This window comes from Frankia sp. AiPs1 (genome assembly GCF_023716945.1).
In the GTDB taxonomy this organism is placed as follows: domain Bacteria; phylum Actinomycetota; class Actinomycetes; order Frankiales; family Frankiaceae; genus Frankia.
Window position 1 is genome coordinate 16249 of the sequence record NZ_JAMQQF010000028.1, and the last position, 12838, is coordinate 29086.

Annotated in this window: 10 protein-coding genes; 3 read left to right on the forward strand and 7 right to left on the reverse strand. The window is 73.3% G+C overall.

Going from position 1 to position 12838, the window contains the following annotated elements; translation table 11 throughout:
* Nucleotides 1–234: 234 nt before the first annotated feature.
* Nucleotides 235–819 carry a hypothetical protein gene (locus tag ND748_RS05675; protein WP_251744604.1) on the reverse strand — a complete coding sequence of 195 codons (585 nt, stop codon included), beginning with the start codon at nucleotides 817–819 and terminating at the stop codon, nucleotides 235–237.
* Between the two features lie 255 nt (nucleotides 820–1074).
* On the opposite strand from ND748_RS05675, the gene ND748_RS05680 reads away from it, so the two are divergent.
* Nucleotides 1075–3066 (forward strand): GAF domain-containing sensor histidine kinase, encoded by a 1992-nt coding sequence (locus ND748_RS05680; protein ID WP_251744605.1) that lies wholly within the window; start codon nucleotides 1075–1077, stop codon nucleotides 3064–3066.
* Nucleotides 3063–3716 carry a response regulator transcription factor gene (locus tag ND748_RS05685; protein ID WP_251744606.1) on the forward strand — a complete coding sequence of 218 codons (654 nt, stop codon included), beginning with the start codon at nucleotides 3063–3065 and terminating at the stop codon, nucleotides 3714–3716. The genes ND748_RS05680 and ND748_RS05685 overlap by 4 nt, the downstream gene beginning before the upstream one ends.
* 68 nt (nucleotides 3717–3784) lie before the next feature.
* On the opposite strand, the gene ND748_RS05690 is transcribed toward ND748_RS05685, so the two are convergent.
* The 6 genes from ND748_RS05690 to ND748_RS05715 all read right to left on the reverse strand — a co-directional run bounded on the left by ND748_RS05690 (nucleotide 3785) and on the right by ND748_RS05715 (nucleotide 11921).
* Entirely contained in the window at nucleotides 3785–4792 is a 1008-nt protein-coding gene (locus ND748_RS05690; protein ID WP_251744607.1) for an esterase-like activity of phytase family protein, read from the reverse strand.
* Nucleotides 4793–5148: 356 nt separating this feature from the next.
* A complete protein-coding gene (locus tag ND748_RS05695; protein ID WP_251744608.1) occupies nucleotides 5149–5580 on the reverse strand; it encodes an NUDIX domain-containing protein in 432 nt (143 codons plus the stop codon).
* Between the two features lie 196 nt (nucleotides 5581–5776).
* Nucleotides 5777–9190, reverse strand: coding sequence for a helicase HerA domain-containing protein (locus tag ND748_RS05700; RefSeq protein ID WP_251744609.1), 3414 nt, complete (start codon nucleotides 9188–9190; stop codon nucleotides 5777–5779).
* Nucleotides 9187–9954, reverse strand: a complete 768-nt coding sequence (locus ND748_RS05705; protein ID WP_251744610.1) for a hypothetical protein — start codon at nucleotides 9952–9954, stop codon at nucleotides 9187–9189. The genes ND748_RS05700 and ND748_RS05705 overlap by 4 nt, the downstream gene beginning before the upstream one ends.
* Nucleotides 9955–9957: 3 nt before the next feature.
* Nucleotides 9958–10503 carry an endonuclease domain-containing protein gene (locus ND748_RS05710; protein WP_251744611.1) on the reverse strand — a complete coding sequence of 182 codons (546 nt, stop codon included), beginning with the start codon at nucleotides 10501–10503 and terminating at the stop codon, nucleotides 9958–9960.
* Nucleotides 10500–11921 carry a TIR domain-containing protein gene (locus ND748_RS05715; RefSeq protein ID WP_251744614.1) on the reverse strand — a complete coding sequence of 474 codons (1422 nt, stop codon included), beginning with the start codon at nucleotides 11919–11921 and terminating at the stop codon, nucleotides 10500–10502. The genes ND748_RS05710 and ND748_RS05715 overlap by 4 nt, the downstream gene beginning before the upstream one ends.
* Before the next feature lie 588 nt (nucleotides 11922–12509).
* On the opposite strand from ND748_RS05715, the gene ND748_RS05720 reads away from it, so the two are divergent.
* A partial coding sequence (locus ND748_RS05720) for a protein kinase (RefSeq protein WP_251744612.1) occupies nucleotides 12510–12838 on the forward strand: 329 nt, incomplete at its 3' end.

Here is a 12838-nt window from a genome sequence, read left to right on the forward strand (position 1 = left end):
CGGTGGTGACGCTGCTCGCCAGGCACCTTCGACGGCCGGCCCGGTGACGCTCCTTCGGGCGCCCACATCGTGGACCCCGCCACGCCCATCCGGGGGAGACCATCCCTTCCCGGGGCCCCCGAACGGGTCAGTCGCTCGGCCCTCGACGGATGTCCGGCGGGGGACCGGTGCGGCAACGGCGTCGGCGTCGGCGTGGGCGTGGCGTGGGCGTGGGGTGACCCGGCTGTCCGTCGACTACCCGAGGTTGATGGTGATGTCGGCGTCGTTGGTGTCGCCGAGGGTGTGGACGTGGATGCTGCCGGTCGCGCCCGCGAATCGGCCGGTGCCCCCGGTGATCGCCGAGTCGAAGTCGCTTTCGCTGCCCGTGCTCGACGATGTGAGCGTCGAGTCACCGAAGATCGCCTTCGAGGTGCAATGCGTGTTCAGGTCGGCTCCGAACTCGCAGGTGGTGTGGTTGGTGCCGGCGAGCTGCCCGGAGTGGGTGGCGTGGTCGCCGGGGTAGAGGTTCTCGACGAGTTCCATGCGGCCCCCGGGTGCCGGCGGCCCGGTCATGGCGTGGGTGGGCGATCCACCCGGCGGCGTGTAGATGAGGTCGACCTGGTCGTCGAAGTAGCGGCTCGGGAAGGGCGCGGTCGCCGCGGCGGCTGTCACCGCGGACGCCGCCGGGGTCCTCGCCGGGATCGCCGCCGGGGTCGCCGCCGCCGGTGTGTCGGTGGAGCCTGAGCAGGCGGCGAACAGGGCCATCGCCCCGGCCGCCGTCACCGTCGCCACCGCTGCTCGCCAGCGCGGCGCCGGGCTGGGGTACGCACGTTCCCGCATGGGGAACCTCCTCGTTGTGTCGATCTCCGGCACCCGCCGGCCTGTCGGCACATCGTGGAGTTGGGCGTGTCCCGCCCACACGGGCGCGGATTCCCGGGTCGATCGGGAGAATTTCCCGGGTCGGCGGGACACTCTGACGCGCACACTGGGCGGGTGTTTCCCCGCCGCGGCTGTGTCCGGCTATCCGGCCGAACCGCCCGCCGACTCCTCGCTCACGTTCTGGCGCTGGCCGCTGTCATGCTCACGGTGGCCGGGGTGGCACTGACCATCGCCAACCGGCACGCGGCCGTCACGACCACCGGACAGCGGCCGGACAGTCCGTGGACCCAGATCGTTCCGGCCGTCGGCTTCATCATCGCCGGCTGGTTGCTGGCCACCCGACGTCCGGAGGTCGTTTTCGGCTGGCTGGCGCTCGCCGCCGGTCTTGGCCACGGGTTCGCGGCCGCCGGCATCGAATGGGCACTGTTCTCGCATGATGGGCGGCACCTGCCCGGGGCGGGGTTGGCGCTGTTCGCCGCGGGTGTCGGGGAACCGGTGGAACCGGTGGTGATGGCGACGACGTGGGCGGCGTTTCCGACCGGACGTTTCCCGCCGGGTCGGATCGGTCGGGCGGCCGTCGTCAGCGTGGCCCTGTGCGCCGCCGGTTGGACGACCGGGCCGCTCGGGCGGCACACGATCCCCCATCCGACGCCCGAGTTCGCCGGACTGCGCAACCCGCTGGGGATCGACGCGTACCCCGACTGGGTCGCAGCGGCGCTGTTTCCGGCGGGACTGCTGCTGGGCTCGATCGTGATGGTCCTGCGCTGGCGGCGTGCGCGGGGACGAGAGCGTCAGGTGCTGCGCTGGCTCGGCGTGGTCAACATCGGCGGAATCGTGCTCACCCCGGTCATCGTCGCGCTGCCGGCCGGCGAGGTGCTCGCCTCGATCGGGACGATGCTGCTTCTGATCGTCGTCGTCGCGGTCGTGCTGGCGAACCAGGTCTACGGGGTCGACGTCGTCCTCAACCGCGCCCTCGTCTACACCCTGCTCGCCGCGTTCGTGGCCGTGGTCTACGCGGCCGGGGTGGGGCTGCTCACGCTGCTCGGAGTCCGTGCGGGCGGGCCGTGGACGGTGGTGGCCTCGCTGGGCGCCGCCTTCAGCCTTGCCCCGGCCCGGTCCCGGATCCAGCGGGCGATCAACCGTTTCCTCTACGGCCATCGCGACGAGCCGTACACGGTGGTCAGCCAGGTGGCGTCCCGCCTCGAGGCCGCCGGCAACATCGAGCAACTGCTGCCGGGCCTGCTCGAGGCCGTCGTCGGGGCGCTGCGACTGCCGTGGGCGGCCGTCGAGATGCGGGGGGATGGCGGAGCCACCCGCCGTATTACGCATGGCGACGACACCGGGCGGGCGCACACGATCCGGTTCCCGCTGGTCCACCAGGGTCGCGACATCGGATCGCTCGTGGTCGCGCGGCGAGTGGGGGAAGCCGACCTGGACTCCCGGGAGTCCCGGCTCATGGAGCACATCGCGGGCCAACTCGCGGCTGCCGCGAGCAACGTCATCCTCACCGAGGACCTGATCCTCTCGCGGGAACGGGTTGTCAGCGCGACCGAGGAGGAACGCCGCCGGCTGCGCCGCGACCTCCACGACGGTCTCGGTCCCGTGCTCACCGCGGCCGCGACCAAGGTCGACGCCGCCCGCAATCTCGCCGGCCGCGACCTCCCGCGAGCCGACGACCTTCTCGGCGGGGTCCGGCGGGACCTGACCACCGCGCTCGACGACCTGCGCCGCCTCGTCTACGCGCTGCGCCCCCCCGCCCTCGACGAACTCGGGCTGCTGGGCGCGTTGCGCGAGCAGCTGCGGCACTCCGGCGTCCCGGTGACGCTCTCGGCGCCCGACACGATGCCCGAGCTGCCGGCCGCGGTGGAGATCGCCGGATACCGGATCATCACCGAAGCCGTCACCAACGTCACCCGGCATGCCCACGCGTCGCACTGCGTCGTGTCGATCGAATGGGGGGAACGCCTGACGGTGGAAATCCGCGACGACGGCACGGCCCGGACCGCGTGGGCGGCCGGCGTCGGCCTGACGTCCATGCGCGAACGGGTCACCGCACTGGGCGGCAACTGGACCGCCGGGCCCACCCCCGACGGCGGCCACGTGCGCGTCGAACTCCCGCTTTCCCTCGCTGGCAGCGCCGTGCCCGAGCAACCCCCTCTCCCCGCCCGGATCGCCGCGGCCACCACCCTCGTCGGCACCGCCGGATGAACGACACCGGCCCCGTGCGGGTCCTGATCGTCGACGACCATCGCATCGTGCTCGAAGGCCTGGCCGCCCTGCTCGACTCGGTGGACGGCATTGAGGTCGTCGGTGAAGCCACCTCCGGCGAGCAGGCCGTCGCGCTCGCCGGCCCGGCCCGCCCGGACGTCGTCCTGATGGACGTCGACATGCCCGGCATCGGCGGCGTCGAAGCCACCCGCCGGATCCGCGCCGCGCATCCCGGCGTCGCGATCCTCATGCTGACGATGTACGGCGAGGACGAACACGTGTTCGCCGCCCTGCGCGCCGGCGCTCGCGGCTACCTGCTCAAAGGCGCCCAGCAGGACGACGTGATCCGCACCATCGGCGCCGTCGCCCACGGCGACGCCGTGTTCGGAGCTGACATCGCCGAACGCATCCTGCGCGCATTCTCCGACCCGGCACCGACCGCCGCCCCGTTCCCCGAACTCACCGACCGAGAACGGGAGGTGCTGGGTCTCGTCGCCAACGGCTGGCCCAACAGCCGTATCGGCCGCAGCCTTGGACTCACCCCCAAGACCGTCGCCAACCACGTCTCCAACATTCTCGCGAAGCTGAACGCCCCCGACCGCGCCGCCGCGATCCTCCGAGCTCGTCGGGCCGGGCTCGGTGAACCCTGATCCTCGTTGGGCTGGTGGGTCGCTCCGGCGTCAGGCATGCCTGCACCTGCGGGGGCGGCGGGCGATCGTCAGGGCAGCGGCGCGGCGAGGGTGAGCAGCCGGGTGATCTGGGTGGCGGCGAGGTTGTCGTCGCTGATCAGGGTGAGCGTCGCCGGGCCGTGGCCGGCCGGCGGCGCGGCGACGGCGAGGCCCTCGTAGTTGTCGAGCAGCGGGTTGAGCTGCGGTTCCCGGCTGGGCGCGCCGAGGGTCGGGCAGCGGACGAGGTCCGCGACCGGCCGCTTGGCCACGATGTCGACGGTCGGCGCGGTGGCGAGGTCGGCGATGCCGCCGACGTCCGGGGCCCGGTCGGCGCCGGTGACGGCGTAGAGGGTCGCCGTGTTGCCGACGTTCGGCGTGAACGCCGCCTCCAGCACGACCAGCCGCCCGTCGCCGTAGGCCGTCGCCTCGGCGATCCGGTTGCCCGGGTCGACCCGGTAGCCGAGCTGGCGGGTCAGCCGGTACCCGCCGGGCGCACCGGAGTCGGCGGCGTAGACGAGGATCCGGCGGAACGAGGTCTGTCCGCCGCCGGTCTGTCCGTCCCTCGCCTGGTCGTCTCCGGTCTGGGCGTCGCCGGCGAGCGTGCCCTCCATTGCGGCGTAGACGAACCGCCCCGACGGCGAGACCGACAGGCCCTCCAGGGTGGCGTTCGCCGTCGCCTCGCCGGCGGGTGCGACCGCGAACCGCGCCGGCACGGCGAGCTCCCCGACCTGGCGGCCATCCCGCCCGAACACCCGCACCGACGGCTCCGTCTCCGAGCTGACCAGGAACCGGCCGTCCGGCAGGACGGCGACGCCCTCCCCGTCGAAGCTCGCCGCGTCGTACGGGGTGCCGTCCGGACGGCGCAGGGTCAGCGTGCCCGTCAGCCTGGGATGGCGCGGGTCGCGGAAGAAGAACAGCCGCGCCGGCTCCGTCCCGCTGTGGTCCTGGACCGCCACGTACCCGCCGCTGCGCCAGTCCGCGGCGAGCCCCGACAGCCCCCCGACCGTCACGCCGTCGACCGACGCCTTGTCCAACGCGTCGCTGAACCCGACCGCCACCGCGGTCGGCGGGCAGGCCCGCTCCCGCAGCCCGCCCGGCGCCGGCGAGGCACCGCCGGCGGCACGTTCCCCGGGGGCCGTCGAGGCGCCTGTCGTCGCCGCCGACGTGCCTGTCGCCGCCGACGTGCCTGTCGTTGTCGATGCGGTTGCGGTCGTGGCGGCGGAACACGCGAGTACCGTTGCCGCGGCGGTTGCCAGAACGGTGCGACGGATCGTTGTCACTCTGTCACTCTCGCCGGGCGGCGGTGACCGGCGGAAGGCCGGTGAGGTGAACGGCGCCCGAACGAGAGGTCGCGGGTGTGGCCGTGATCAGATGGCTTGTCTGCGCCGTAACCTCGGTCAGGTCGGCGGGTGCCTCACCAACCTTCGGTGGCGAAGTTCTCGCCGCGGCGGAACAGCTCGATGCCGGTGCGGGACGTTCCGTAGGTTCGCGCGGGGATCGCGCCGAGGGGGAACCAGGCGATTCCGGCGCACTTCTCCGGCTCGGCGTTGACCGGCTCGCCCGTCCAGCTCGCGGGCCGGAAGACCAGACCGAGGCGCGCGCTGCCGCGGTCATTGCGGGAATGGATCGTGGCGGTGAGGGAGAGCCCCGACCGGTCGAGGACGAGGCCGGTCTCCTCGCGGGCCTCACGTACGAGCGCGCCGGCGGCGTCCTCGTTCTGTTCGAGCTTCCCGCTGGGCAGATTCCACCAGCCGTCGGCGAACCCGGTTCCCGCGCGCAGGGCAAGCAGCACCTGATCGTCGCGGACCAGGAGCAGAAGCACGTCCACGGGACTCGTGTAGGTCATCCCGCGATGATCGGTCCGTCGCCGCGTGCGTCGACTACCTGGCCGGGATGTCCGATGTTCATCACGCATCGTTACTCTCCGGTTGTCCGCATGAGGCTGCCTCCCCAACGGCTACATTCTCGTGTTGTCGCCGAGCGGAATCTTCCGCTTGCCGCAGGCGAACTACTTGCGATCGTCGTCCGGTCATCCTGCTCCGTCAGTCGCCCTTGGCACGGTCAATGACCTCCTCGTCGGTCAGGGGGGAGGCGGGGTGGTGGGTCAGGCACAGGGGGGTGCGGATCTTCTCGAAGGTCAGCGCCTCGCTGGTGGCGTAGAACTCGCCGACGCCGAGGCGGCCGATGTCCGCCGCGTCGCCGCCGCTGGCGCGTGCCATCAGCCGGGCCGCGTCGATCTGGGTCGGGCTGTTGAGCCGGCCGAACAACTGGGTGGTGGCGTTCCCGGGGATGCCGTTGTGCAGGTTCTTCGGCGCCTGGGTCGCGAACACCAGGCCGAGGCCGTACTTACGGGCCTGGGCGGCGAGTGCCAGCGTGCTGGCGGTGCAGGCGGTGGTCGGCCCGGACGGGGCGAACGTCTGCGCCTCGTCCATGACGAACAGGCCACCGAGGGGACGCGCCCCCGCGGGGTTGCGCTTCACCCAGGCGAACAGGGCAAGCTGGAGCTGATTGACGAAGCTCTGCCGCTGCTCGTCCTGCGGCAGCCCGATCAGGCTGATCACGGAGACGCGGGCGCGGCGTCCCGGCGCCGGGCGTAGCAGCTCCCCCGGATCGACCGGCGCGCCCTGGCCGCCGAACAGCGGGTCGTTCACCATCGCGGCGCGCAGCGTCTGGGCCAGGCCCTTCGCGAGCTTGTCGGCCGGGTCGAGGTCGGTCACTCCGTCGGGCAGATCCGCGAGCAGCTCGACGAACGCGGTCAGACCGGACCGGTTCCCGCGGGCGAAACGGCGCAGCGCGGCGGTGAGGATTGCCCGGCCGATGCTCGCCCGGGGCGTTGCGCCGGTCACGCCCGCGCGCGCCGCCAGTGTGGCCACGGCTGCGTCGACCGCCGCGGCGAACTCGTCCGGGTCGTCGCGCAGCCCGGCGAAGTCGGGCAGCGGCTGGAAGCTCACCGGCCGGCCGCCGTCGCGCCGCGGCGTCCAGATCACCACGTCGGTGTCGGCGAGGTACTCGTCGGCGAGCCTCTTGTCCTCGTCCTTCCAGCCGGCCGGCGGGCTCGGCCACGCCTCGCCCAGCCGGGCCAGGTCGTTGTTCGGGTCCAGCACGATCGACGAGACGCCCCGCAGCGCCGCCTCCTCGACCAGCCGCCGGATCAGCACGGTCTTACCCGACCCGGACCCGGCGAAGATCGCCACGTGCCGGCGCAGGACGGCGAGGTCGAGCCGGGCCGGCTCCGCCGAGACCAACGAGGTGCCGAGGACGAAGGCGGACGGCGTGCCCGGCGTGCCCGGCGTGTCCGGCGTGTCCGGCCTGTCCGCCCGCCTGGCCACCGACTGATCTTCGGCCGGAGTGGGGATGTCGGCGATCTGGTCGGGGGAACCGTCCGTCGTACGCGCAGCGCCGACTTCCGGTTCCGCGGCGCCGCCGCCGGGGGGTTCGACGGCGGCGGCACCGAGGGCCGTGCGCAGCAGGGACGTTCCGCTGGCGGGGCGGCGCGCGGTCAGCCATTCACGCAGGTGCGGGTGCTGGCGGTCGAACAGGGTCCGCAGCGCCGCGAAGGTGGCCAGGTCGTCGCGGTCCAGGCGGTGCACGACGCCGCCCGCCTCGATGAAGGCGGCGAGTGCCTCGTGCGTCTTCGTGCCGTGGCCCCAGTCGGCGTTGCGCAGCAGGAACAGCCGTCGGCGCGGGTTGCCGGCGGCGATCCCGGACATGACGCAGGCGCTGGTGATGCGGGGCAGGATCGCCCGGCCGTGGCCGGAAGTGATCGCCCGGAACGACCACTGGGCCTGCTCGCCGGTCTCGGTGTTCAGAGTGTGGGACAGCCGGGCGTGCAGCGGCGGGCGGGTGCTCGGGCTCGGTTCGAGGCCGAAGCCACGGCGCGTCCCGCCGTTCTCGGTGATCCAGGCGGTGAGTCCTGCGGTCAGCAACTCCGGCATCACGATGTCCTCGTTGGCCGGCGTCACGCTCGGCACGGTCGCGACCAGCTCGGCGAATACCGCGTCCAGCGCCGCCAGGAACGGTTCGGCTGTGTGCGTCGGCGTCCCCGGGGTCGAGGCCGGGCCGGTCGGGTCGTCATCTGCCGCGGGTGTCGAACCCACCCGCCTCTCACCTGCCTGGGCTGCGGCCGCCGGCCGGGCTTCGGCCTGGCCGGGTACTTCCCCCGCGCTCCCGGCGATACCGGCCCCGACGGCCCCGGCCCCGGCGGATCCGGCCCCGACGGCCCCGGCCGCCGTTGCGGACGCGCCGGGCCCGACCGGTTCGGCGGACCGGGCGGCAGCGTGCGCGTCGGGTTGCGCGGCGAAGTCGTCCAGCTCGCGGACGACGCCGGTGGACAGGCAGGTCTCCAGATGCCGGTCGATGCGTTGGAGCAGCTCGCGCGGGGTGAAATGGGGGGCGCGGTCGAGCGCCGCGGGCTTCACCGGCCAGGTCGGGTACGGCGGGGTGAAGCCGATCCGGTCGAAGTCCTCCCGGAACCGCCGCTCGATGATCCGGACGGTGATCGCGGGATCCTCCAGCCGGTTCAGCGGCATGATCTCGTGAAACCGGTCGCGGACGGAGGTCACCGCGTTCTCCCGGAACAGGATCCAGCTCGTCGGCAGGCAGGCCAGCAGGCACAGCGTCCGCTCGGTCCGCTCGTGCAGCATGAGCAGCCCGTCGGCGAGCACGTTGAACGCGACCGACCCGCCGCGCCGCCCATCCGGGTCGTCGTCCCGGACCGCCGCCTCGGCCACCACCGTGTCGACCTGGTCCACCGCGATCACGCTCGGCCCGGTCAGGGCCAGCAGCCGGGACAGCTCGTGGACGATGTCGGCCGGGCGGCGGGTGGCGGGCCGGATGCCGCGCCGGGCCCGCTCGCCGGGCTCCTGCTCGTCCATCGAACGCAGGTAGGTCTCGCCGATGGTCTGCTCGTCGTAGTCGTCCGAGTTGTACAGCGCCAGGGCCCGCAGGGTGTGCTGGCATTCCCGGGCCAGCGCCCGGTCGTGGTCGCCCAGCGCGACGATGAGGTCCTTCAGGTGCCCCGGCGCCAACGCCGTCTCGCCCACGACGGAGGCGGTCAGCTCCGCGGGCACCCGCAGCAGTTCGCACAGCGACCGTAGGAACCGCCGAAGCTGGGTCTCCCCGTCGACGGGCCGGAACAGGTCGGACAGCATCGACCCGACGACGCTGGCGTGGAACGCCTCGCTGCTCGCGTGCCCGACGAGGAAGAAGTACCCGCCGAGTTCCTGGACCTGCTGGCGGACCCAGCCGAGCAGGTGCGTTTTGCCCGCGCCGGCCTGGCCCTGCACGACGACGCCGAGCGGCTTGCGCGTGTCGGCCTCCGTCAGCGCGGCGAGGATGCGTCGCCGCGGCTCCGTGTGCAGGCCATCGACGTGGACCGAGGAGCTGCGCCAGACGTCTTCCAGCGAGTGCACCCAGTCCAGCCTGATGGCGGCCAGGGCGTCCAGCTCGGTGATCACGCCGGTCCGATCAGCAGCAGGTGGTTGTCGTGGTCGCCGATGCGTACCGCCGCCGCGCGATCCGCGGCGTTCAGCGACTTCTGGTCCTCGTCCGGCACGACCCGCACGTCCGGCTCGCGTGCCATCCGCCGCAACGCCTGGTCGACCTGCGTCCTGGCCGTGCCGCCGAGAAGCGGTCGGACCTTCGCCAGCCGCACCCAGTCGTACGGCCCGGCGGCGAGACTGGCGTACGCCGCCCGGATCGCCGCCTCGACGTTCTCGCCGACGTTGCCGCCGACGTTCTCGCCGACGTTGCCGCGGACGTTCGTGCCGACGTTGCCGTTCGCCGGATCCGCGGTCGGAGCTGGCCGCGTCGGTTCCGCGGAACCGTCCGGCGGGGAATCGGCCGGACCGGTCGGGTCGGCGCGAAACAGTTCCCCGATGGCAATCCGCTCCCGCTCGAGGAACCGGTGCAGGCCCTCGGCAACGGCGAAGAAGACACCGGCGGGCAGCGTGCCGGTCTCGACCGGGCGCGGGGCCAGCTCCTGGCGTCCCCGTGCCCAGCCGGCATCGGTCACCTGATGGAACAGGAAGTTGCCGTGGCCGGGAACCTTTCCGCTCTCGACGAGCCGGAGCTCGTTGAGCCGGCGGCGCTCGGCGCCGACCAGGGTGAACCGATACCGTTCGCGCAGCTCCTCGTTGGAGATCGGCCGGTCCTGGGCGAGCAGGGCGAGGAGGATCGCCGCCTCCCGGGCGGTCAGGGCCGGGCTGCTGTCGGGGGTCATGTCCTATTCCTCTTCCGAAATCTCGCGTCGAGCCTCGACGCCTCGTTCGATCTGGCTCGCGACGGCGTCCACGTCGTCGAGCACCTGGTCGTTGGTGAACCGCAGGACGGCAAAGCCGTCGAGGACGAGTTCGGCGTCGCGGCGGCGGTCGGCTTCGTAGTGCGCCGCCCCGCGGTGTTCCGGGCCGTCCACCTCGACGACCACCCGCTCGACCGTCCACATGAGGTCGAGGTAGCGCAGCCCGGTCAGCGGGCCGCAGCGGTAGGGCTGGTTCCACGCCCGGCCGTGCGCCCAGTGCCGGGCGCGCAATGCGGCTTCGAGTCGCTTCTCCGCCCGGCTCGCCGGATGCGGCCGGCCGACGACCCCGGGCAGCATCACCCGGTCCGGCCGGTCGCCGCCACCTGTCGGCGGGGCCGTCGCTACCTGGGTGGCGATCGGGGCCTCCGACGCCGATGCGCAGGCCCGCTCGGCGGGATCCGGGTGGCCGCTTGCGGGGCAGGGCACGGTCGGAATGCGGTCGGCGTCCGGGCCGTCGCGGAGCCCGGTCAACCACACCCCGGCGCGTGCCGTGTAGGCGAACCAGGCGAGCGCGTCGAGCGCGGTCCGCTGGTCGCGGGGACGCCCGCCCGGCGCTGCCGGCCCGACGAGCAGCGCCAGCCGGTCGCGGCCGAACCCGGCGGCGATGCCCTCGCGACGCCCGCGGCGCGCACCTCGCTGGTGAACCGCGTGCCCGCCGGCGCCCCGCGCAGGGACCGCTCGGCCAGGTCCGCCAGGTACGGTCCGAAGACCTCGATCGTCGCGGCAGCCCGGCCTGCGAGAGCCCGGACCGCGGCCACGCCGGCCCCACCCGCCGACTCGATCATCTCGGCGCCGGGCAGCCAGCCGGGGAACAGAGCCGCCGCGACCGCCTCCAGATCGGTGAGCAGCGCGAGCTGGCAGGCGGCGAGCGTGGGCCGCCCGGCCGGGCGGTAGCCGATGACGGCGGGCGCCTCGGCGGGCAGCGGGTCGAGCGCGGCCCGCACCGCCGGCTCGACGGTCCTCGCCAACCGGATCAGCCGATCCGTGGGCAGCGCCGCCCAGGATCCGGCCGGCCCATCCGGCCTGCTCGGCGCCGGCCTGGTCAGCGCTACCGGCTTGGTCGGCATTACCGGAGCCGGGGGGCCTCGGTGATGGGATGGGTCCGCCAGCACCGGGCCCGGAATGGATGGCGGCGATTCGTGACCGTCGGCAGTGGGACGGGCCGCCAAAATCATTGCGAGCCGCGGTTGCGCCGTTCCGGCCGCACCGGCTGACGAGGGTGGCGCAGGGCGATGCGGGCTGTCCACCCGACGTGTCCTGGTCCGCCGGCAGGCGGTCGTCGCTGTGCCGGTTGCCACTGTGCCGGTTGCCGCCGCGTCCGGTCGGTCGGCCGCTCCGGTCGGCGTCGATGTCGATGTCGGCGTCGATGTCGATGTCGGTGCCGGTGCTCGGTCGGTGGGTGGGGCGGCGGGGAAGGCGGGTTCGGCCTCGCGGGTTCCCGCCTGTGCGGGAAAGGCCGGTTCGACGGCGGGTTTCGCGCGTCCGTCGATCGCCTGGCGGACGAGGGTGATCAAAGTGGCGCGGGTGGCATCGGCGGGCTGGCCGAACAGGTCGATGGGGGCGAGCTGCTTCAGTAACCCGGGCAGCTCGCAGTCCTCGACCCGGACGGGCAGGAGCCGCCGACCGGCTCCGGACGGGTCGGCAGCGAATGCCGCCTGCCATTCCGGAGTGTCGTCCAGGGAGCGCAGATACGACGCGGAGAGCACGACGATGGTGCGTTCCGCGCCGACGACGCCCTGCTGGATATGCAGGCTCCAGTTCGATCCGGGCACGAAGTCCCAGGCCCGGATGAGTACCCGGTAATACGCGGACTCCAGTTGCCAGGCGAGCCACTCGGCCCACTGACGATCTTCGGCCGCATACGAAAGGAAGAAGTCCCACCGCTCCATGGCCGACACGCCGTCCTCACCCCCGCTTCGGACTCGGCGCCGATTCTGCCACCGGACCGCAAGGCCCGTGCCGGCCGGTGGTTCCGGTACCCGCGGTGCCGTCTGCGGCCAGCAGCCAACCACCCTCGGCCGGACGTCGAGCGGGCCGTGCTTTCGCGGCGCGTTCTCCCGTGATCCGACCGATGCGGTGTTTCCGGAAACCCGCCAACATCCCGTGTGAGGGCCCCGGGGGGTTTGCTGAGGAACAACGGCGAGGGAGGCTTCCCGCGACACGCGGTCGTGCCGAAAAACCCACCCGCCCGCGTCGAGGACGGTGCGGATAGGCCGCCGGCGGTAATCTCCGGCCGGCCGTGGGCGATGGATTGCGCTGGCGACCAGGTCGGTGCCGTCAAGCGCCTTGACCGTGCCTCGGCACCCCGGCCGCGCTCTGGCGCCCGGACCGTCCCCCGGCACCTCGGCCGTGCTTCGGGGCCCGGACCGCTCGGTGGCGGATCGGTCGCAGGTGCTCGGTTATAGTCGGCGCACGGATGATCCCGGCCTGGTGGCGGGCCGGGGCGGCGGGGGAAAGCGGCGGACGCGGAGTAGCGCGTGATCGTGCAGGGGCACGTCCAGGCGGTGCTGCCGGACTACGAGATCGGGGCCGAGCTCGGCCGCGGCGGGTTCGGCCGGGTGTTCGCCGCCCGGCATCGTCGGCTCGACCGGGACGTGGCGGTCAAGGTGCTGGCGGTGCCCGCGCCCGCGCCGGAGTTGGCCGCCGACGGCGTCGACGCCGAGGCGCGGATCGTCGCCAGCCTTGACCATCCGCACATCGTCCGGGTCTTCGACTACGTGCGCGACGCGGACATGGCGCTCATCGTCATGGAGCTGCTGCCCGGCGGGACGCTGGCGGGGCGCGCGCTGGCGGGGCTCGCGCCGCC

Bases quoted from the DNA above. Each gene is read 5' to 3' on its own strand.
- ND748_RS05715 (WP_251744614.1), bottom strand. From the start codon at position 11,921: ATGGAGCGGTGGGACTTCTTCCTTTCGTATGCGGCCGAAGATCGTCAG.
- ND748_RS05705 (WP_251744610.1), bottom strand. From the start codon at position 9,954: ATGACCCCCGACAGCAGCCCGGCCCTGACCGCCCGGGAGGCGGCGATC.
- ND748_RS05675 (WP_251744604.1), bottom strand. From the start codon at position 819: ATGCGGGAACGTGCGTACCCCAGCCCGGCGCCGCGCTGGCGAGCAGCG.
- ND748_RS05695 (WP_251744608.1), bottom strand. From the start codon at position 5,580: ATGACCTACACGAGTCCCGTGGACGTGCTTCTGCTCCTGGTCCGCGAC.
- ND748_RS05685 (WP_251744606.1), top strand. From the start codon at position 3,063: ATGAACGACACCGGCCCCGTGCGGGTCCTGATCGTCGACGACCATCGC.